This window comes from Haloferax sp. SDI50 (assembly GCF_059802635.1).
In genome coordinates, this window is sequence record NZ_JBPULL010000001.1 from 1840653 (window position 1) to 1861763 (window position 21111).

General features: G+C 68.9%; 20 protein-coding genes. 10 read left to right on the forward strand and 10 right to left on the reverse strand.

Translation table 11 applies throughout. From position 1 onward, the window contains the following. Positions 1–78: 78 nt before the first annotated feature. On the forward strand, positions 79–813 hold the full coding sequence (locus ACSR87_RS09635; RefSeq protein ID WP_498530314.1) for a DUF502 domain-containing protein: 735 nt from the start codon (positions 79–81) through the stop codon (positions 811–813). A 1-nt stretch (position 814) separates the two neighbouring features. Here ACSR87_RS09635 and ACSR87_RS09640 read toward each other — a convergent pair whose 3' ends face one another. Next, entirely contained in the window at positions 815–2641 is a 1827-nt protein-coding gene (locus ACSR87_RS09640) for an SLC13 family permease (protein ID WP_498530315.1), read from the reverse strand. Positions 2642–2788: 147 nt separating this feature from the next. On the opposite strand from ACSR87_RS09640, the gene ACSR87_RS09645 reads away from it, so the two are divergent. Continuing rightward, complete coding sequence (locus ACSR87_RS09645) at positions 2789–3031, forward strand: DUF7533 family protein (RefSeq protein ID WP_498530316.1); 243 nt, start codon at positions 2789–2791, stop codon at positions 3029–3031. Here ACSR87_RS09645 and ACSR87_RS09650 read toward each other — a convergent pair whose 3' ends face one another. The 5 genes from ACSR87_RS09650 to ACSR87_RS09670 form a co-directional block, all read right to left on the reverse strand. Then, positions 3032–4180 (reverse strand): M24 family metallopeptidase, encoded by a 1149-nt coding sequence (locus ACSR87_RS09650; RefSeq protein WP_498530317.1) that lies wholly within the window; start codon positions 4178–4180, stop codon positions 3032–3034. A gap of 6 nt (positions 4181–4186) precedes the next feature. Beyond that, complete coding sequence (locus ACSR87_RS09655) at positions 4187–6037, reverse strand: UvrD-helicase domain-containing protein (protein ID WP_008577086.1); 1851 nt, start codon at positions 6035–6037, stop codon at positions 4187–4189. A 157-nt stretch (positions 6038–6194) separates the two neighbouring features. Next, the gene (locus ACSR87_RS09660) at positions 6195–6371 is read right to left on the reverse strand and encodes an HVO_0416 family zinc finger protein (RefSeq protein ID WP_004044508.1); all 177 of its coding nucleotides are present in this window, start codon (positions 6369–6371) and stop codon (positions 6195–6197) included. Positions 6372–6462: 91 nt separating this feature from the next. Next, positions 6463–7977 carry a carboxypeptidase M32 gene (locus tag ACSR87_RS09665; RefSeq protein WP_008577089.1) on the reverse strand — a complete coding sequence of 505 codons (1515 nt, stop codon included), beginning with the start codon at positions 7975–7977 and terminating at the stop codon, positions 6463–6465. 350 nt (positions 7978–8327) lie between these two features. Then, on the reverse strand, positions 8328–9422 hold the full coding sequence (locus ACSR87_RS09670) for a M20 family metallopeptidase (protein WP_498530318.1): 1095 nt from the start codon (positions 9420–9422) through the stop codon (positions 8328–8330). Positions 9423–9586: 164 nt separating this feature from the next. Here ACSR87_RS09670 and ACSR87_RS09675 point away from each other — a divergent pair, with 164 nt between their 5' ends. Next, a complete protein-coding gene (locus ACSR87_RS09675; RefSeq protein ID WP_498530319.1) occupies positions 9587–11218 on the forward strand; it encodes a methyl-accepting chemotaxis protein in 1632 nt (543 codons plus the stop codon). A gap of 117 nt (positions 11219–11335) precedes the next feature. After that, a complete protein-coding gene (locus tag ACSR87_RS09680) occupies positions 11336–13216 on the forward strand; it encodes a PINc/VapC family ATPase (RefSeq protein ID WP_008577095.1) in 1881 nt (626 codons plus the stop codon). 114 nt (positions 13217–13330) lie between these two features. Here the strand turns inward: ACSR87_RS09680 and ACSR87_RS09685 are convergent, their stop codons facing one another. Beyond that, complete coding sequence (locus tag ACSR87_RS09685; RefSeq protein WP_004044502.1) at positions 13331–13624, reverse strand: MarR family transcriptional regulator; 294 nt, start codon at positions 13622–13624, stop codon at positions 13331–13333. 124 nt (positions 13625–13748) lie between these two features. Here ACSR87_RS09685 and ACSR87_RS09690 point away from each other — a divergent pair, with 124 nt between their 5' ends. The 4 genes from ACSR87_RS09690 (at position 13749) to ACSR87_RS09705 (ending at position 17491) form a co-directional block, all read left to right on the forward strand. Continuing rightward, positions 13749–14063, forward strand: a complete 315-nt coding sequence (locus tag ACSR87_RS09690; RefSeq protein WP_498530320.1) for an EMC6-like membrane protein — start codon at positions 13749–13751, stop codon at positions 14061–14063. A gap of 2 nt (positions 14064–14065) precedes the next feature. Next, the gene (locus ACSR87_RS09695; protein ID WP_498530321.1) at positions 14066–15880 is read left to right on the forward strand and encodes a ribosome biogenesis/translation initiation ATPase RLI; all 1815 of its coding nucleotides are present in this window, start codon (positions 14066–14068) and stop codon (positions 15878–15880) included. A gap of 132 nt (positions 15881–16012) precedes the next feature. Next, entirely contained in the window at positions 16013–16954 is a 942-nt protein-coding gene (locus ACSR87_RS09700; protein ID WP_498530322.1) for a VOC family protein, read from the forward strand. A gap of 54 nt (positions 16955–17008) precedes the next feature. Next, positions 17009–17491 (forward strand): YbhB/YbcL family Raf kinase inhibitor-like protein, encoded by a 483-nt coding sequence (locus ACSR87_RS09705; protein ID WP_498530323.1) that lies wholly within the window; start codon positions 17009–17011, stop codon positions 17489–17491. A gap of 25 nt (positions 17492–17516) precedes the next feature. Here ACSR87_RS09705 and rtcA read toward each other — a convergent pair whose 3' ends face one another. From rtcA to ACSR87_RS09720, 3 genes are all read right to left on the reverse strand, one after another. Beyond that, positions 17517–18620 (reverse strand): RNA 3'-terminal phosphate cyclase, encoded by a 1104-nt coding sequence (gene rtcA, locus ACSR87_RS09710; RefSeq protein WP_498530324.1) that lies wholly within the window; start codon positions 18618–18620, stop codon positions 17517–17519. Beyond that, positions 18621–19070: a universal stress protein gene (locus tag ACSR87_RS09715; protein ID WP_498530325.1), complete on the reverse strand. Its 450-nt coding sequence runs from the start codon at positions 19068–19070 to the stop codon at positions 18621–18623. Positions 19071–19151: 81 nt separating this feature from the next. Next, the gene (locus ACSR87_RS09720; protein WP_004065304.1) at positions 19152–19673 is read right to left on the reverse strand and encodes an archaemetzincin family Zn-dependent metalloprotease; all 522 of its coding nucleotides are present in this window, start codon (positions 19671–19673) and stop codon (positions 19152–19154) included. 39 nt (positions 19674–19712) lie between these two features. Here ACSR87_RS09720 and ACSR87_RS09725 point away from each other — a divergent pair, with 39 nt between their 5' ends. Together ACSR87_RS09725 and ACSR87_RS09730 are read left to right on the forward strand one after the other, a co-directional pair. After that, complete coding sequence (locus ACSR87_RS09725) at positions 19713–20144, forward strand: UPF0146 family protein (RefSeq protein WP_498530326.1); 432 nt, start codon at positions 19713–19715, stop codon at positions 20142–20144. Between the two features lie 88 nt (positions 20145–20232). Then, on the forward strand, positions 20233–21087 hold the full coding sequence (locus ACSR87_RS09730; RefSeq protein ID WP_498530327.1) for a TIGR01548 family HAD-type hydrolase: 855 nt from the start codon (positions 20233–20235) through the stop codon (positions 21085–21087). Positions 21088–21111: the final 24 nt, after the last annotated feature.

A 21111-nucleotide genomic window follows, 5' to 3' on the forward strand; every position in this document is an offset into this window, starting at 1 on the left:
CTATCGTTTCCGTTCACCATCACGTTTTCGTGACACTCTCGCCCATACAATTTTACCGTCATCGTCCGGAGAGTCGGTATGGACGTTCTGGCCCGACTGCGGAGCAGTTTCGTCACCGGCCTCATTCTCGTGACCCCGCTGGCCGTGACCGTGTTCGTCCTCCAGTTCGCGTTCAACCGCATCACCGCCGCGCTCCGCCCGGTCGTCCGCCAGGTGACGCCCTTCCTCGCCGGGGCGCTCAACTACTCCGGCGACATCGTCTTCATCTCGCAGGTGCTGTCGGCGCTCACCATCGCCGTGGCCATCTCGCTTCTCGGCTACCTCGCGTCGATGAGCCTCGGTCAGCGGCTCTTCGGGAGCTTCGAGCGCGGCGTTCGGCTCCTGCCGCTCGTCCGCACCATCTACTTCGGCGTCCGGCAGGTGTCGGAGTCGCTCACCGAACCGACCGCCGGCTACGACCGCGTGGTGTTGGTCGAGTACCCGCGCGAGGGGCTGTTTTCCATCGGCTTCGTCACAAACGAGGCCCCGCCGTCGGTCTCCGAGGTCTCCGACGACGACCTGTTTACCGTGTTCGTCCCGCACAGCCCGAACCCGACCGCCGGAGCGCTCGTCATGGTCTCGGCCGACGAGATTCGCGAACTCGACATGCCGGTCCGCCGCGGTCTCCGGCTGCTCGTCACCACGGGGCTGAGCGTCGACGACCCCGAGACGCTCCCCTCCGGACCCGCGGGGTACGACCCCTCGAACGGCGAGGACGGCGTCCGGGCGGAGACTGACCAGCGTCGCAACGCGGGCGAGAGCCGGGCCGAGTGAGTTACACGCCCCAGATGAGGGCGATGCCGGCGGTCGTGACGACCGCGAGCAGGAGTTGGAGCGGCGCGCCCACGCGGAGGTAGTCGGTGAATCGGTAGCCGCCCGGCCCGTACACCATGAGGTTCGTCTGGTAGCCGATGGGCGTCATAAACGCCGTGCTCCCGCCGAACGTGACCGCGAGCGCGAAGCCGAAGGGGTCGGCATCGAGGCCGAACGCGGTGTCGATGGCGACCGGGAGCAGGAGGACGACGCTCGCGACTGGGGTGATGACGTTCGCCAGCAGCCCCGTGAGCAGGTAGAACGCGGCGACCACGGCGATGACGGGCAGGTAGGTCGCGGCGACGCCGACGAACTCAGAGATGAGCGCGACGCCGCCGGTCAGTTGGAGCGCCCGGCCGAGCGGGATGACGCCCGCCAGCAGGAAGATGACGTTCCAGCTCACCGCGTCGTAGGCGTCGCTCGCGGACAGACAGCCGAGCGAGACCATCGCGGCGACGCCGCCGAGCGCGGCGATGGCGATGGGGACGACGCCGAGCGCGGCCAGCCCGATGACCGCCGCGACGACGGCGAACGCCCGGAACGCCGTGGGCGACAGCCCGCCGTTGTCCTCGATGAACTCGTCTGCGACCTCGCTCGTCACGACGAAGTCGCCGCTGTCGCGGAGATACCGCGCCGTCTCGTTCGTCGTCTGGAGGAGCAGCGAGTCGCCGGCTCGGAGGTCCACGTCGCGGAAGTGCTCGCGGATGAGGTCGCCGCCGCGCCGGCGGACCGCGAGCACGGTCGCGTCGTACCGCTCGCGGAGTCGCGCGCCGCCGATGGTCTCGCCGACGAGGCCGGATTCTCGGGGGACGACGAGTTCGACGAGCGCCACGCGGTCGGGGCGGTCGAGTTCGGCGTCGGTGACCGACGCGCGAGGGAGAAATCGCAGGTCTGCGAGGTCGCAGAAGCGCCGAATCGTCGCGGGGTCGCCCCGGACGGTCAGGATGTCGCGGGCGGCCACCTCGCGGTCGGAGTCGGCCGCGATGAAGTGTTCGCCGCCGCGGAGCACGTCGAGGATGTCCACGTTGAGGTCGCGGTAGGTGTCGTCGGAGACGTCGCCCGCGGGGATGCCGACGAGCGGCGACCGCGCGGGGACGAGCACGCGGGCGAGAAACGGCTCGACGCCGTAGTTGCCGGTTCGGTTCCCGGGCTCGATTCGCTCGGGGAGGAGCCGCGGCGCGACCGCAAGCAGGTAGCCCGCGCCGACGACGAACACGAGCGCCCCGAGCGGCGTGAACGTGAACATCGAAAACGGCGGCAGTCCGGTGGCTTCGGCGTAGGCCTCGCTGGCGACGAGGTTCGTCGCCGTCCCGACGAGGGTGAGCGTGCCGCCGAGCATCGAGGCGTACGAGAGGGGAATGAGGAGCTTCGACGGCGAGACGTTCGCCTGGTCCGCGAGGTCCGACACCATCGGCACGAACACCGCCACGACCGGCGTGTTGTTGACGACGCCCGCGATGGGGCCGGTGAGGCCGACGACCGCGGCGAGCAGTCGGCTCTCGCTGCCGTTCGTGAACGAGGCGACCGCGTCGCCGAGGACGCGAATCGCGCCGGTCTGTCGAACCCCCTCGCTGAGGGCGTACATCGAGAGGATGGTAATCGTCGCGGCGCTCGAAAACCCCGACAGCCCCGTCTGGAGGTCGACTCGCGTCCACGGTTCGAGGACGACCAGCCCGACGATGACGCCAATGGCCGTCACGTCCGGCGGGGCCGCCTCCGTCACGAACAGCGCCATCGTGACGACGACGAGGGCGAAGACGACGAGCATTCCGGACGTGACGGCGACCATGCGGGCAGTCGATTCGGAGGCGGCTTAATCCTACCCCGCGAGACTGTCGGACGCGGCGACGGGTCGCCCGTCTCACCCGCCCCATCGGCGCTCGCGCCCACGCGCCGGTCGCGACGCTTTTAGTCGCCCGCGGTGTAGCCCCGGGCGATGCGACTCGGAATCATGGAGATGATCGGTCTCGCGGCGACCCTCATCTTCGCCATCCCCGTCGGCGGCTTCGGCCTCACGCTCCTCGCCGACGGGCGGACCGTCTTCGGCGGCGCGATGCTCCTTCTCGCGGTGCTGATGGTCGCGCTCCCGAAGTTCCTTACCATGCCGCAGGACCTCCCCTCGCTCGCGGCCGAGAAAGTCGTCGGCGGCGTCGCGAAAGAGCCGGACGACGAGGAGTAACTACCAGCGACTCGGGTCGAGACCGGTCGGCGCGCCGCCGAGCAGTCGCGGACCGTCGTCGCCGACGACCAACACGTCGGTCAGTTCGACCCGCCCGTGGTCCGGGTGCGTGACCGCGGCGCGGACGCGCAGGACGTTGCCGGCGACGAGTTCTCGGTCGCCGTCGAGCGGCGGGTCCTCCCGGGCCGCGAGGCCGATGCCGCCGCCCACGTCTCTCGTCACCTCGTCGGCCATCGAGAAGCCGAACGCGGCGGTCTCCGCCCGGAGTTCGCTCCCGAGGAAGCCGGCGTCGTCGCCGGGGTCCGCCTCGACCAGACTGACCTTTCTGGCGGCGTCGCAGGCGACGTGCGCCCGGCGTTCCCACCCGCCGTCGGGGTCGACGACGAAGGTTCGGGCCAGCGCGCCCCGGTAACCGGTCGGCCCGCGCGGGCCGACCGAGACGACTATCGGTTCGCCCGGCCGGAGTTCGACCGGCTCGCCCCCGTCGCCTCGGGTCCCCGCACGAACCGTCGTCGCACCCGCGGCATCGACGCCCTCGGCCGCGAGCGTCGCGTTCACCTGCCGGCGGAGTCGCTCGGTCGACAGCGGTGCGCCGTCCCAGTGGAGGACGGACTGTTCGTCGTCGCCGTTGTCGTCGCCGTCGCCGCCGTCACCTTCCTCGACCGTCGCCGCCGACAGTATCGCGGCGGCGCGACCGACGCCGCGGGTCGCCGCGCGCTGAGCGGCCTCGATAGCGTCGCGCTCGGCGTCGTCTTTCACGGCGCGGGCGGCTTCGACCGCCGGGGTCGACGCGAGGTCGTAGCCCGCCGCTTCGAGGTGGAGCGCGGCGTCGTGCGGAACCGTCCGGGGCGCGAGGACGGTCCCTTCGGAAGCGCCGTGTTCCGCGAGGACGGCCGCGGCGGCCGTCCCCGGCGGCCTGTCGTCGACGCGGACCGAGGCGACCGGGAGCGACGGCGGTTCGACGGTCGAGGGGACTCGGAGATGCGTCTCGCCGTCGACGCGGACGAACACGAGGTCGCAGTCGAACGCGCGGCCGGTGAGGTAGTGACTCGTCGGGTCGGCACCGCGGGAGACGGCGACGAAGCCGACGGCGTCTCGCTCGGACACGGCGGCGTCGATGGCGTCGCCGCCGCGCGGACTCCACCGCACGAGACGTTACGCCTCGGGTTCGGGCGCGGGCAGTTCCTGCGCGTCGTCGACGAGTTCCTGCGCGGGGTCCTCGCGAATCTCGTTGTGGAGCAGGACGCTGATGGGGAGCGTCGGCGCGCCGGTGACGAGGTTTTCGAGGACGATGAGGCGCTCGCGGGCGCGGGACATCCCGACGTAGAAGACGCGGCGCTCGTTGTCGGTGATGAGCGGGACGGGGCTCGTCGTCGCGGTGAACTCCTCGATGCCGCGGGCTTCGAGCTCCTCGTCGGAGACGGACGCCGCCATCTGCTCGACCACCTTCTCGGTCAGGTCGGTCGCCATGAACACGTGGTCGGCCTCGCGACCCTTCGCGGAGTGGATGGTGCCGACGCGGACGCGACTGGGGTCCATCTCCTCGTAGCCGCCGCCGAAGTACGCGTTGACTGACTTGCGCTGGAAGCTCGTCACCTTGCGGACCATGTCGCTCGCGGACGAACTGTCGGGGGCAAAGGGCGCGAAGTTCTTGATTTCCTTCGGCGTGAACTCGATGTTCGTGATGTCGTCGACGCCGACTTCCTCCTGTCTGTCGTCGATAGCGTCGAAGAGGTCGTCGCGGTCGTTCGTGCCGAACGCGGAGTCCTGGAGCATGTCCGCGAGGCGGCGGGCCTCCAAGCCGTTGACGGGCTCTTCGGCGTCGAGCGCCTCGACCGCGCGGACGTACTGCGTGAGCCGGTCGGTCCACATGCGCTGGTCGGTCAGCGTCGAGAAGGGGATGCCCGACGGGAGGAACTCGTCGATGAACTGGAACATCTGGTAGCGCGCGCGGAACAGCACCATCACGGTGCCCTCGTCTTTCTCGACGGTGTAGCGGACGTTCCGGGCGAGTTCGAGCATCGACGGGCTCTCGACGGCCTCGACCGCGCCGCCCTCCTTGCGGGGCTTGAGGTCCTTCTCCTGTCGCTTGTCGATGTGGCGAATCTCTCGGTTGACGACGTTGAGGACGTTCGACGGGAGGCGGTAGGAGTTCGGCAGAATCTCGTCGTTGTCGCGTTCGGCGTCGAGAAGGAGGTTCGGGTCCGCGCCCTGCCACGCGTAGACGACCTGGTCGTCGTCGCCGGCGATGAGAACGCCCCGCATGTGGGGCTTCCACTCCTCGTACACGTCGTACTGGAGGGTCGTGATGTCCTGGAACTCGTCGATGACGAGGTAGTCGACGTTGGGGACGAGCGCGCGCTGCTTGACGCGTTCGAGCATGTCAGCGAATCCGACCAGCCCGTGTTCGCCCTTGTAGGCGCGCCACGCGCGGATGGCCTCGGGGATGTCGATGCGGTCGTCGTCGGAGGGCCACGTCGGGGTGTACTTGTTGCCCTCTTGGGCGTTCGGGTCGACTTCCGGCGGGAGGCGGACCTCCTCGACGTTCCACTGGAACGGCACGTCGTACCAGTCGGACACGTCGCGGCGGGTGCGCTGGAGCCACTGGCTCGTGGCGATGACCTTGTTGCCGATGGTGGTCGAGCGGGCGGTCCGGCGGCCCGCACCGCCGTACTCGTCTTCGAACTCGATGCCGTACTCCTCGCAGAACTCCTGTTTGTCGCTCTCGCCGACCACGTCGTTCCGCGAGAGGCTCAAGAGTTCGTACGCCTTCGCGTGCATCGTCGAGACGTTCCCCTTCAGCGACCGGGGGTTGATGTCGAGTCGCTCCGCGAGCCGGTCGCGGACCTCGGCCGCCGCGGCTCGGGTGTAAGAGACAACGAGAATGTCGCGGATGGTGACGCCGTCTTGTTCGAGAATCTCCTCGACCTTGTCGAGCAAGGCCGTGGTCTTCCCGCTTCCCGGGCCGCCGAACAGCCGGGTGACGGTCACGTCGGATTCGCTCATTGTGCACGTTCACGGTCTTATCGGTGATAAGCGACGTGCTTCGGACGAGGGCGAACGCGCCCGGAGTAGCGTACTCGCCGGGCGTTCGCGGACGGCTCACCGAACGGGTGAGAAACCGTCGAGAACAGGTGCTCGTGGCGTGGTCAGTTCGGACGCGTCAGGCCTCCGGCACCCACCCGCAGACGGAGCAGGTCGCCGCGCCCATGTCGTGCAGGGCCCCGCAGTCGGGGCACTGCAACTTGTTATAGGATCGGTCCCAGCGTGCCGGTTCTGTCTCGTGACCGCGGTCGGTCAAGAACTGGTCGAACAAGTCGTCACTGGGTGCTGAGGCCATACATGGTATGATATGGCATACCCCTATTTAGTTCCTACGACGACTCCGAGTCGTCGAAAATCGGGCGACTGCGGCGGACTGTTCCGCTCGCTTACAGGTCGTACAGCGCGCCGTATTTCGACTCGACGTAGTCGAGGAAGTCGTCGGCGGCGAACGCCTCGCCGGTGGCTCGCTTCACGAGGTCGTTCGTCTCGTAGCGCCGGCCGTGGCGGTGGACGTTCTCCCGGAGCCACTCCCGGAGGTCGTCGAACTCGCCGTCGGTCAGTTTCCCGTCGAGGTCGTCGATTTCCTCCTCTGCGGCCGAAAACAGTTGGGCGGCCATGATGGAGCCGAGCGAGTACGTCGGGAAGTAGCCGAAGTTCCCGTACGCCCAGTGGATGTCCTGCAGACAGCCCTCGGAGTCGGTGTCCGGGCGGATGCCGAGATACTCCTCGTACTTGTCGTTCCACGCCTCCGGCACGTCCTCGACGGCGAGGTCGCCGGCGATGAGGTCGCGTTCGAGTTCGAACCGGATGACGATGTGGAGGTGGTAGGTCAGTTCGTCCGCCTCGACGCGGATGAGGTTGTCGTCGTACACCTGATTGGCCGCCTCGTAGGCCTCCTCGACCGTCGCGTCGACCTCGGGGAACCGGTCTTCGAGCGTGGGCAGGAAGTGCCGCCAGAAGGCCCGCGAGCGCCCGACGTGGTTCTCCCAGAGCCGCGACTGCGACTCGTGGACCGAGAGGTTGCGGTCCTCACCGAGCGGGGTCGCGTAGTGCTCGTCGGGCAGGCCGAGCGTGTACAGCGCGTGGCCGAACTCGTGGACGGTCGAAAACAGCGACCCGAGCACGTCTGACTCGTCGTAGCGGGTCGTCACGCGGGCGTCGAACTGCGTCCCCGACGAGAACGGGTGCGGGGCGGTGTCGAGGCGGCCGCGCTCCCACGGGTAGCCGAGCGTCGTGAGCGCGTCGCGGACGAGTTCCTCCTGGTCGTCCTCGGGGAACTCGCCCTCGAAGGCGTCCACCGCGAGGTCCGTGTCGGACTCGCGGATGTCCTCTATCATCGGGACGAGCACCTCGCGCACCTCGGCGAGAATCTCCTCGGCCTGTTCGAGCGGGAGACACGGCTCGTAGTCCTCGAACAGCACCTCGTAGGGGTCGCGGTCGGGGTCGATGTGCTCGGCGTACTGCCGCTTCAGTTCGACGTGTTTCTCCAGATGTGGCGCGAATTTCTCGAAGTCGTCTTCGGCTTTCGCCTGCTTCCACGCCGGGATGGCCTCCGACGACGCCGCCGAAATCTGCTCGACGAGGTCGTTCGGCACGCGGGCCGCCCGCTCGTAGTCGCGGCGGAGTTCGCGCAGCACGTCGGCCTGCTCGTCGGTCGGATCGTCGGCCTCGGCCGCGTCGAGGAGGTCCCCGAACTCGTCGTCGGTCAGGAGTTCGTGGCTCAAGGCGGAGAGCGCGGACATCTGCTGGGAGCGCGCGGGCGTCCCCTCGTCGGGCATCATGACCTGCTGGTCCCACGAGAGGATGCCGCCGGCGTTCTCGACGTTGGCGATTCGCTTGTACTTCGTGAGGAGTCGGTCGTACGCCGACTCCGAGTCGGATTCCGCGGAGGACTGTGCCATGGTACGAACGGTGGTCTCGGAGGCGTATTAAATCGCAGGAGGTGGGTATCCGTGGTGGGCTTTTGATACGCGGTTGTCGCTTGCCGCTCCGTCCCCGGGGATACCGCAATCGCCCCCGACGTAACGGCCGCGGTCGATACCACCGCGAAAGCCCCCGCGAGCGACGACTCCCGCGGCGACGCGCGCTCCTCGGCCGCCGGCCTGCGGTGCTCACGCCGCCGGGGTTCGCCCTCGCTCGCGGCCCCTTTCAGTCCCGCCCGGTGGTGTCTCGGGCGTCGTCGCGGATGGAGTGTTCAGGTATCGTTGCGAGTGGAGTGTTCAGGTGTCGTCGCGGGCGGAGTCGGTGGCTCTCACCAGTCTTCAACGAGCGCGCGATACGTCTCGTAACACCGCGCCAGCACGTCGAGCGCCACACTCTCGTCTTTCGTGTGCGCCTCGCCGGGTTCCGAGGGGCCGTAGACGACGCAAGTCGTACCTGCCTGCGCCAGCCATCCGGCGTCGGTCGCGTGGGGTTTCGTCGTCTGTTCGGGGGTCGCGTCGCCGCGGGCCTCGTGGACCGTCCGAGCGGCGTCGAGGACGCGGTCAGCGAACTCGGCGTCGTCGCACGCCATCGGCGGGAGGTCCTGTTCGACGACCCGCTCGACGCCCTCGATTTCCGCCGCCAGCGCGAGGTCAGCAAAGCCGCCGGGGACGGTCCGCTCGTCGATGGTCACCTCGCAGCGGTCGGGGATGACGTTCCACGCGCTCCCGCCGTCGATTTCGGTGACGGCGATGCTCCCCGAGACGGGGTGGCCGAGGACCTCGGCGTCCGGCACGGAGAGGCCGCGGACCACGTCCACGGCGTCGGTCGCGCGGTAGACGGCGTTCTCGCCGCGCTCGGGTTCGCTGGCGTGGCAGGCGGTCCCGGACGCGACGAGGGTACTCGCCCGGCGGCCCCGATGGGCGACGACCACGTCCGTCCGGTCCGGGCCGGTGTAGTTCGTCGAGCCCTCGGCGACGACGGCGTAGTCGAGTTCGAAGCCGTCGTCGAGGGCCGCACGGACGCCCTCCCCGCCGAGTTCCTCACCGACGAACGAGGCGAAGACGACCTCCGAATCGGCGTCGGCGGCGGCGTCGCGGAAAGCGAGCATCGACGCGGCGACGGCTCCTTTCATGTCCGCCGCGCCGCGGCCGTAGAGGCGGCCGTCGCGGGTCTCGACCACGTAGTCGCCGTCGTCCGTGGTCTGCCGGTCGGCCGGCGGAACCACGTCGTGGTGGCCGACGAGCGCGAGCGACTCGCCGGCGCCGGGGTTGACGCGGGCGACGATGTTCCCCGCGTCGTCTCTGGTCACGTCGGCGTCGGTCTCCTCGCGGAGCCACGATTCGATGGCGTCGCCGGCGGCGGTCTCGTCCTCGTGGCTCGGCACCGACACGAGCGTCTCCGTGAGGTCGCGGAGTTCGTCCATGCCGGCCCGTTGGCGGGTCGCTCCAAAAGCGTGTGCGTCCGGGTCCCGCCGCGGACCCGTCGCGACTGCGGTCGGGCACTCCCTCGCGCCGCCCCGCGGGGGACCGTTATCAAATTCCGAGAATACCCGGTCCGGCTTATGACGTATACCCCACACGTCGGAGTATGCGACTCGTCTCGACGTACGAACGGTTGCTCTGGGGAAGCATGGACGCGCTCGGCATCTCGGGTTCGGTCGAGAGAAAGGTCGTCGCCGCCGTCGCCATCCAGTTCGCGGTCTCGATCGCGCAGGCCGCGCTTCCGTGGGTCGCGACCGGCGCGCTCCGACTCGAACTCTCGGCGCTCCTCCTGTTCGGTGCCGGCCTCGCGTTCGTCAACACGATTATCATCACGCGAAAAGACATCGTCTCGCCAATCGAGTCCATCTCGTCGGCGGCCGCGGGCGTCGCGGCGGGCGACCTGTCGGTCCGCCCCCCGGACGTGAGCGGCACCGACGAGGTGGCTCGCCTCGCCGACGACTTCGGCGCGATGCACGACCACCTCTGCGTCGTCGCCTCGCAGGCGGGCGCGCTTGCTGACCAGCGGTTCGACGACCCGGCGCTCGACGAGGACTTACCGGGCGAGTTCGGTGACGCGCTCGACCGGATGCAGCGCGACCTCGCGGACTACACGCGCAACCTCCAGCACCTCGTGGAGGCGTTCGCTGAGGCGACCTCGCGGGCGCAGGCGGGCGACCTCACCGCCACCATCGACATCGACGACTGGGGCGTCGACGACGAGCGATACGAGGAGGTCGCGGCGACCTACAACGACCTCGTCCACACCCTCTCGTCGACCATCGGGGAGGTGCAGTCGTTCGCACAGGAGGTGTCGGAGATGAGTTCGACCGCCCGCGAGCACGTCCGCCGAGCCGACGCCGCCAGCGAGGAAGTCGCCGCCTCGGTCACCGAAATCTCCGACGGCGCGGGGACGCAGACCGAACACCTCCAGACGGTCTCCGACGAACTCAACACGCTCTCCGCGACCGTCGAGGAGATAGCCGCCTCCGCCGACGAGGTCGCCACCACGGCCGAGACGGCCTCCGAGCGCGGCGAGGTCGGCCGCGCCGCCGCGACCGAGGCGATGGAGGAGTTAGACACCGTGGAGGCCCGCATCGACCGCACCGCCGACGCCGTCGCGGAACTCACCGAGAGCATCGAGGAGATAGACGAAATCGCGGCGTTCATCGACCACGTCGGCTCGCAGACCGACCTGCTCGCCATCAACGCGGCTATCGAGGCCGCCCACGCGGGCGAGGCCGGCGACGGCTTCGGCGTCGTCGCACAGGAGGTCAAGTCGCTCGCCGAGGAGACCCGCGACTCCGCCGACGAGGTCTCGGGCCTCATCGCAGACATCACCGAGCACTCCGAGGAGACGCTCGCGGACGTGCGGGAGATGAACCGGCAGGTCGCCGACAGTCTGGAGACGGTCACGGAGGCCATCAGCGAGTTCGAGACCATCGTGGACATGGTGACGGATATCGACGCCAGCGTGGCCGAGGTGAGCGCCGCGACCGACCAGCAGGCCGAGTCGGCGGCGGACATCGCCGCCCGCGTCGACGACGTGGCGAACATCTCCGAGGAGACCGCCGGCCAGTCGCGAACCGTCGTCGAGACCGCACAGGAGCAGTCCGAGTCCATCGGCGACCTCGCGGACCAGACCGAGGTGCTGTCGTCGCAGGCGGCCGACCTCGACGACCTCGTCGAGTCGTTCGAGGTGGTCGACGGCGAGCGAGCCGTCGCGCCGGGCGACGACTGAGTCGGGGTCGCAGGACGCGGGGCGCGGAACGCGGGACGCGGTACCATCCGACGCCCCGCCGGCGGTGTCACCGCTTTTATCTACAACCTTATCCGTCACCCGCCCAAACTCACGCGCATGAAGATAGTGCCGGACACGAGCGCGGTCATCGACGGTCGCGTGTCCGAGCGAGTCGACGACGGCACCTACGAGGGTGCCGACGTACTCGTCCCCGAGGCGGTCGTCAGCGAACTCGAATCGCAGGCCAACGACGGCCGTGACACGGGCTGGGAGGGCCTTTCGGAGCTCCAGCGTCTCGCAGAGTTCGCTGACGACGGCGTCATCGACCTCACGTACGTCGGCCGTCGCCCGAGTTCGGGCGAGACGAAAGGTGCCGGCGAGGGCGACATCGACGCGCTCATCCGCGACATCGCCACCGAGCGGTCGGCGACGCTCCTGACGAGCGACGTGGTGCAGGCTGAAGTGGCGAAGGCGAAGGGCGTCTCGGTCGAGTACGTCGAGGCCGCGGTCCGCGGCTCCGGCGGGCTCATCATCGAGCGGTTCTTCGACGACCAGACGATGTCGGTCCACCTCAAGACCGACACCCGGCCGAAGGCCAAACGCGGCGCGGTCGGCGAGATGCACTACCAGCCCATCGCCGACGAGCCGACCGACGAGGCGACGATGAAGGAGTGGGCCGACGACATCGTCAACTCCGCCCGCGCCGCCACCGACGGCTTCGTCGAACTCTCCGAGCCGGGCATGGACATCGTCCAGTTCCGCGACTACCGCATCGCGGTCGCCCGTCCGCCGTTCGCCGACGGCATCGAAATCACCGCCGTCCGGCCCATCGTCAAGACCGAACTCGACGACTACGAGTTCGCCGACGAACTCCGCGACCGACTCTCCGAGCGCCAGCGCGGCGTCCTCATCGCCGGGTCGCCCGGGGCCGGGAAGTCCACGTTCGCGCAGGCGGTCGCCGAGTTCCTCAACGACAGCGACTACGCGGTCAAGACGATGGAGAAGCCGCGCGACCTCCAGGTCGGTCCCGACATCACCCAGTACACCGCCCTCGGCGGCGACATGGCGAAGACGGCCGACTCGCTGTTGCTCGTGCGCCCCGACTACACCATCTACGACGAGGTCAGAAAGACCGAGGACTTCTCGGTGTTCTCGGACATGCGCCTCGCGGGCGTCGGCATGGTCGGCGTCGTCCACGCCACCCGCGCCATCGACGCGCTCCAGCGCCTCGTCGGCCGGGTCGAACTCGGCATGATTCCGCAGGTCGTCGACACCGTCGTCTACATCGAAGACGGCGAGGTCCACACGGTGTACGACGTGCGCACCGAGGTGAAGGTGCCCGAGGGCCTCTTCGCGGAGGACCTCGCCCGCCCGGTCATCCAGATTCGGGACTTCGAGACCGGCACCCCGAAGTACGAGATTTACACGTTCAACCGGCAGGTTGTCACCGTCCCGCTCGGCGAGGACGGAGAAGAGAAGGAAAGCGGCGTCTCCCGGCTGGCGAAACAGGAAATCGAACGGGAGATTCGCTCCATCGCCCGCGGCCACGTCGACGTCGACTTGCAGGGCCAGAACCGCGCGGTCGTCTACGTCGAAGAGGACGATATCTCCTACGTCATCGGGAAGGGCGGCGGCCGCATCTCAGACGTGGAAGACCGACTTGGAATCGATATCGACGTGCGGACCCACGACGAGAAGCCCTCGTCGTCGGGACAGCACGCGGGTGCGAACGCCGGCGGACAGTCCGGCGCGTCAGCCTCCGCGGGCGGGACCGACGAGGGCGTCGTCGTGACGCCCGAGGTCACCTCGCGGCACGTCGTCGTTCGGATGGACGGCCACGTCGGTGAGACGGTCGAGGTCCGCGCCGACGGGGAGTACCTGTTCACGGCGACGGTCGGTCGCGGCGGCGACATTCAGGTCTCCCGCGGCAGCGCCATCGCCGAGGAACTGGAGAACGCAATCGACAGAAAACAGCAGATTACGGTCGTTCCGGCCTAACAGAACGGCCGAATCGTCGTTTTCGTCGGTCGGAGTTCGACCGGGTCGACACGTCGCAACTGGTCTCTTACGACACCGACTGCGAAGCGTGCGGTGGTTCCGCGGCGGTTCTGATTACTCGGCGCAGCAGGCCTTTTCCTTGCCGCCGTCGGCTTTGGCCTGCGCCTGCTGCGGCGCGAGATCGGTCAACTGATAGAGGTTCTGTCGGGCGTCGGCGAAGTAGACGTCCTCGTCGACGATACCGATTCCCTCCAGTCGTTCGAGCGCGTAGCGAACGGTTCGCGCCGAGAGCATCGACTCTTCGACGATGCCTTTCTGGGTGAGCGGACCGTTGTATTCGAGCACTTTGAAAACAAGCTTCGCACTCGGTGGGAGGTCGTCGAGACTCTCCTCTTCTGTTCCAGCCATCGTTACGAATCGAAACGCGCTACCAGCATAAACCTTGTTGGCCTGCGACCGGCCGACAACGCTTTATCCGCGGGGCGGCGGGAGGAACGAACGGCTTTTGACGCCGGATATCGCACGGGAACACATGGCCACGGAAACGCAGACCGGACTCTCCAGTCACATTCGCGGAGTGACGGTCACGACACTCGCCTGCCTCGCCGGCATCGCCGCCGCGGTGGTTTCGGGTGCTGTGGTGGGGACGAGTCCCGAGGCCGCGACCAATCAGTTGGCCGTGGGTATCCTCGGGGCGCTCGTCCTCATCCAGTTCCCGGTGCTTCGCGTCGTCGGCGTCGACGTCAACGGGTTCGGCGCGAAGGACTACCTCTACGTGGTGTTCATGACCTTCGCGCTCTGGTTCATCACGTTCGCCATCCTGCTGACTTCGGGTGTTCAGATCTAACGATGGCCGACGATAGTATCGCCGTCGTCGACTTGGACCGGTGTTCCCCGGACCGTTGTAGCTACGAGTGCTCGAACTTCTGTCCGCCGAACCGGACGGGCAAAGAGTGCATCACGCTCCGCGGCGAGGACGCCGAGCAGGGCGGCCCCGACCAGGTGCGCATCTCCGAGGAAATCTGTCTCGGTGAGACCTGCGGCATCTGCGTCGAGAAATGCCCCTTCGATGCAATCGAAATCATCAACCTCCCGTCGGAACTCGACGAGGAGCCGACCCACCGCTACGGCGAAAACGCCTTCTCGCTGTACGGGCTTCCGGTCCCCGAGTCCGGGTCGGTCACGGGCATCCTCGGCCCGAACGGTATCGGGAAGACCACGGCCGTCCGCGCCCTCGCGGGCGAGATGGTCCCCAACCTCGGCAACTACGACGACGACCCGACGTGGGAGGCCGTCCTCGACCGCTTCCGCGGGACCGAACTCCAGAACTACGTCGAGGAGGTCCGCGACGGCGAGGTCTCCATCGCGCGCAAGCCGCAGTACGTCGACCAGATTCCCAAGCAGTTCGACGGGACGGCGCGCGAACTCCTCGAAGCGACCGACGAGCGCGGCGCGCTCGACTCCTACATCGACCGCCTCGACATCGGTCCCGTCGTCGACAACGACATCGAGACGCTCTCCGGCGGCGAGCTTCAGCGGGTCGCCCTCGCGGCGACGCTCGCCCGCGACCGCGACTTCTACTTCCTCGACGAGATTTCGCCGTACCTCGACATCGGCCAGCGCGTCACCGCCGCGCGGCTCATCCGCGAACTCGCGGAGGACGAAGACCGCGCGGTGCTCGTGGTCGAACACGACCTCGCCATCCTCGACCTGCTCGCCGACACGCTCCACGTCGCCTACGGTGAGCCCGGCGCGTACGGTGTCATCACCGACCCCAAGTCGGTCCGAAACGGCATCAACGAGTATCTGAAGGGCTACCTCTCGAACGAGAACATGCGCATCCGCCCGGAGGCCATCACCTTCGAGGAACACGCGCCGCGGGAGACGACGAAGGCCGAACCCCTCGTCGAGTACCCCGACCTCGCCAAGTCCTACGGCGACGGCGAGTTCTCGCTCGAAGTCGAATCCGGCACCATCTACAACGGCGAAGTGCTCGGCGTCGTCGGTCCGAACGGTATCGGGAAGTCCACGCTCGCACAGCTGTTTACGGGCGACCTGACGCCCGACGCGGGCGACCTCGACTTCGCGCTCGACATCTCCTACAAGCCGCAGTACATCGAAATCGACCAGCCGATGCGGGTCGACGCGTTCCTCTCGTCTATCACCGACCAGTTCGGTTCGTCGTACTGGAACACCGAAATCGCGAACCCGCTCCAGCTCAACCGCATCATGGAGCGCAATCTCACCGACCTCTCGGGCGGCGAGCGCCAGCGCGTCGCCATCGCGGCGTGTCTCTCGCAGGACGCCGACCTCTACCTGCTCGACGAGCCGTCGGCCCACCTCGACGTGGAACAGCGCGTGCAGGCCACCTCGGCCATCCGCCGCTACGCCGAGAACCACGACGCGACGGTGATGGTCATCGACCACGACATCTACATGATGGACCTGCTCGCGGACCGCCTGATGGTGTTCGACGGCGAGCCGTCCATCGAGGGCCACGCCTCGAAACCGCAGGAGATGCGCGACGGTATGAACGACTTCCTGTCGGACCTCGACATCACGTTCCGCCGCGACGAGCGCACCCAGCGCCCGCGCATCAACAAGCCGGACTCGCAACTCGACCGCGAGCAGAAGCGCGCCGGCGAGTACTACTACGCCGAGTAGCGACCCGTCGCCCGTCCGCGTTTCCGTCCGCTTCGTTCCTTTTCCCGCCGACTCGCCCCGGTTACACGCCGCGCCGCGAGTGACTCCGATGTTACTACGGACGTTTTCACGGCCACGCTCGAAGACGGAGGTATGACGAACGATTCCCCATCCGACGGCTCGCTCACGGACGACACCCACCTCGGCCGGGTCGCGCTCCGCGTCGGCTCGCTCGACCGCGTCGTCCCGTTCTACCGCGACGTGGTCGGCCTCGCGGTCGAGGTCGACCGCGACGGGTCGCGAGCGGTGCTCTCGGCCGGCGAGACGCCCGTCGTCGTCCTCGACGAGGACTCCGACGCCCCCGAGCGCGGTCGCCGGGAGGCCGGGCTGTTCCACCTCGCGGTTCGCGTGCCCGACCGCGGCGCGCTCGGTGACGTGCTCGCCCGCGCTCGAACCCGCGCCAGCGACACGGGTGCGACGCTCTCCGGTGCGTCCGACCACCTCGTCAGCGAGGCGCTGTACTTCCGCGACCCGGAGGGCAACGGCGTCGAAGTCTACCGCGACCGCCCGCGCGAGGAGTGGCCGTGGACCGACGACCGCCGGGTGTCGATGGACACGCTCTCGTTGGACCTCGGGGCGCTCGCCGCCGACGCCGCCGGCGACGAGCGCGCGCCCGCCGGCACCGACCTCGGCCACGTCCACCTCGAAGCCACCGACGTGGCCCGGTCGCGGGAGTTCTACGTCGACGCGCTCGGTATGCGCGTCCGCGACGAGGGTTCCCCCGGCGCGGCGTTCGTCGCCGCCGGCGAGTACCACCACCACGTCGGCCTGAACAGCTGGAACACCCGAAGCGCCCCGGCCGGCGAAAGCCGCGGCATCGAATGGTTCGAAGTCGTCGTCCCCGACGCCGCGACGCTCGACGCGGTCCGCGAGTCGCTGGTCGGCGCCGGCCACGAGGTCGAACGGGACGGGTCCGACGAGCCCGGGTCCGGCGACGGCGACGCGACTGACGCGGCCGACGGGTCCACCGCGACCGAGTCGCTCGTCGTCTCCGACTCCGACGGAATCGGCGTTCGCGTCGTTCGCAACCGCTGACGCGTCGGATTTCCCGAACGAGTAATTTTGTCGCTGGTCGCCCAACGAGAGGGTATGATATCGAGCGATTCGAGCGAGCGCCGCCGCGGGCTCACCCTCCGGAGCCCGGCGTTCGACGACGGAAGCCCGATACCCCGCACCCACGGCTACGCGACCGAAAACGAGAGCCCGCCGCTCCGAATCGGCGGCGTGCCACCCGGGACCGCCTCGCTCGCCCTCGTGATGGACGACCCCGACGCGGTGAAACCCGCGGGCGAGGTGTGGGACCTCTGGCTGGTCTGGAACATCGACCCCGAGACTGACGCCATCGAGGCGGGCGAGACGCCGCCGGGCGCGGTCGAGGGAACCAACAGCTACGGCGAACCGGGCTACGGCGGCCCGAACCCCCCGGACGGCGAGCACACCTATCGGTTCCTGTTGTACGCGCTCGACACCTCCCTCGACCTCGACGCCGGCGCGACGAAAGCCGACCTGAAACGCGCTATCGCGGGACACGTCGTCGCCGAGACGAAATTGAACGGGACTTACGCGCCCTGAAACGGCCGAAAACGTGCCCCTCCGGTCACCGGCCGCCGTCGGACTCGACGACTGCGCCCGCGCCGGAATCAGCGCCCGCCCCGGTCCCCGTCCCCGCGCCGCCATCGCCGTCTCCGGCCGCCCGGAGCGCCACGTCGTAGCCGAAGGCTCGAATCACGTCGAGATTCGTCCGCACGTGGTCCGTGACGGCGGGAATTCGCAGGCGACCCCCGGCGAGCGCGACCCAGACGAGCAGCTGGTCGGCCATGTGGCGGTCCACGGGCGCGTCGCCGCCGAGCCAGTCGAGAAACGAGGCGGCCGCCCGCGACCCGACCGCCTCGGCTGGCGTGCCGCGCTCGCCGTAGGCGTCGAAGCCGGCGACGAGCGACGCGGAGCAGTCGCCGCCTCTCTCGCCTTCTCCGCCCCGCGCGACGACGACCACGGCCGACCCGGGCGAGTCGCTTTCGACCGACGAGGCCGCGGCGTGCACGGGGAGCTCGACGCCCGCCTCGGCGAGCGCGTCGCGGACGCCTTCGACCTGCCGGTCGGCCACCGCGGCGTCCGCGAGCGAGTCGCTTTCGACCGAGTAGACCCGGAGTTCGTCGGGGTCCGCGCGGCGGTCCAGCGCCAGCGGCGTCGGCTCGGCCGGCTCGATGCGGAGCGAAAGCGCGCCGCCGCCGGCCGGGTAGAAGCCGCGGCGGGGCACCGAGACGCCGAACTCGACGCCGAACGCCGAACACAGCGGGCGCTTCGCGTACCGGAGGTAGTCGGCCGGCGGCGACCACCGAACGTCGGTGCCGCCGGTGACGGCGAGCGAAAGCGGGTCGTCGAGGGCGACGGCCGCCGGGAGGAGCGTCTCGCAGACGAGCGTCGCACTCCCGGCGGTGCCGACGGCGACCTCGACCGGGTCGGCTCGCACGTCGCCGGGCGAAAAGCGGAGCGTCGAGGAGCCGACCTCGCCGCCGTCGACCGCGGCGTTCGAGACGGCCGCCGCGACCGAGACGCAGGCGACGTGTTGGGCTTTCAGCCCGGGCGTCGAGCGGTTCCCGCGGACGTTCGTCATCTCGAACGGTTCGCCGGTGACGAGCGAGAGCGCGAGGGCGGTCCGAAGGGGTTGGCCGCCGCCGTTTCTGCCGTCGAGTCGTCGCATTCAGCGGACGACGGTGACGGGGCAGGACGCCCGTTCGACGAGTTCCTTGGCGACGCTGCCGACCAGTCCCTCGTAGCGCTTCGAGAGGCCGCGGTGGCCGACGAAGATGCCGTCCGCGTCCGCCTCGTCGGCGTAGGCCGGAATCGCCTCGACGGGGTCGCCGTAGAGGAGTTCCGTGGCCGCGTCGACGCCGGCGTCGGCGGCGCGTTCGGCGGCCGCGTTGAGGACGCGTTCGGCGCGCGATTCCGCGTCTTCGAGGCTCTCGGCGACGATACGGTCGCCGGCCCCCGCGACGCCCGCGACCGGCTCCTCGCCGCCTTCGACGAGGACCTGCGGTTCGACCGCGTGGACGATTGTGACCGTCGCACCCAGCGGTTCGAGCATGGCGAGCGCGTGGTCGAGCGCTCTGTCGGCGGCCGCAGACCCGTCTACTGCAACGACGAAGTTCATACCTGAATACAGGTGTCGAGACGAGAAAAAGGGTGAGTCGAGACGGAACGAGACCAGACGGGCGGGACTCGCGTTCGGGCGCTAGTGGACGAGCCGACTGCAAGTGCCACAGAGGTTCTCTTCTTTCACGTCGACCTCTCGGACCGTCGGCGAGAAGGACATGACGCACTTGTTGTTGTCGCAGTGTTCGAGGCCGAGGGTGTGGCCGATTTCGTGGACGACCTCTTTCCGCACGCGGTCGGACAGCACCTCTTCGGCGGGTTTGTTCGTGATGCCGCCGTCGCTGGAGGTTTGGAGACGGTACGTGGAGATGACGGAGCCGTTGCCGTTGAGGTACGCGAGGCCGAAGACGTAGTTTCGGCGGCGGTAGTAGAGGTCTTTTTCCGTGATGCCGATGTTCTTCTCGCCGCGCCCGATGCGGCTCGCCAGCTCGATGAACTGCTCGGCCCGGTACTGGTTTCGGCTCCGGTCGAACGCGCCCTCGGGTATCGCCTGATTCGATTGCACGGTCACGTCGCAGTCGTAGACGGAGCGGAGTCCGGCGGATGCCTCCCGCTTGACGGCCGCAGAAATATCCCCGATAGGCACGATATCGACGAGCATGCGAGGGATTAAGCGGGGGCGCTTCATAAATATCCCGACGTGAAAAAATCGCTGCGCGACGCGCTCGTCGGACGGTTGTCGGGGTACGACCGCGCGGTCGAAGTCGGGGTCGGCCGGGAGCCGTCGGTGGCGGCCGCCCTCGCCGCCCGCGGGGTCGACGTGGTCGCCGTCGACGTGCACGACGTCCCCGTCCCCGACGGCGTCTCGTTCGTCCGCGACGACGTGTTCGCCCGCGCCGACGCCTCCGACCTCGGCCCCTACGCCGCCGCCGAGGTCGTCTACGCGCTGAACGCCCCCGTCGAACTCCACCGCCCCGCCGCGGAGGTCGCCCGCCGCGCCGATGCCGATTTCCTGTTTACCACGCTCGGCTACGACGAGCCGTCGGTTCCGGTCGCCCGCGAGTCGCTGCCGGGCGACACCCTGTACGCCGCCGAGCGCGGACGGCGGGACCAGCGCGCCCGGCGGGACTAGCTCGCCCGGCGGGACTAGCTCGCCCGGCGGGACTAGCTCGCCCGGGCCCAAGAGTAAGGCACTTGCCCGCTCGTCGCGCGCATCCGGTATGCACGCGGACGCTGTCGTCCTCGATATCGACGGAGTGCTCGTCGACGTCGCCGACTCCTACCGGCGCGCTATCGTCGAATCCGTGGACCGACACTACGGCACGACCATCTCCCGCGACGAGGTCCAGCTGTTCAAGGACGCCGGCGGCTTCAACAACGACTGGGAACTCACCTACGCGGCGGCACTGTACGTCCTCGCCGCCCGCGAGACCGACCTGTCGGTCGCCGCGTTCACCGACGAAATCGAGGCCCGCGGCGGCGGCCTCGACGCCGCCGAGGCGGCCGTCGAAGCCCTGCTTTCGGAGCCGAGCGTCGTCTTCGACGAGTGGAACCCCGAGGCGCTCCGCGAGACGTTTCAGGCGCTCTACCTCGGGAGCGACCGTTACCGCGACCTCGAAGGCGGCGACCCGCCGTTCGAGGCCCCCGGCTACATCCACGACGAGCCGGTGCTCCTCGAAAAGGAGACGCTCGACGCCCTCGGCGACCGCGAACTCGGCGTCGTCACGGGTCGCCCCGCCGCCGAGGCCGACATCGCGCTCGACCGCGTCGCCCTCGACGTGGCCGACGACCACCGATTCACGATGGACGACTGGGAGGAGGGCAAGCCCCACCCCGCCGCGCTCGTGACGGTCGCGGAGCGCCTCGGAGCCGACTCGGTCGTCTTCGTCGGTGACACCCTCGACGACGTGAAGACGGCGCTGAACGCCGACGCCGCCGACCCCGAGCGCGTCTACTACGGCGTCGGCGTCCTCTCGGGCGGTCTGACCGGCGACGACGGCCGACAGAAGTTCTCCGAAATCGGCGCGGCCGCCGTCGTCGAGGACGTAAACGAGGTTCCGGACCTGCTCGACTGATGGTTCTGACGCAGACTCCAACTC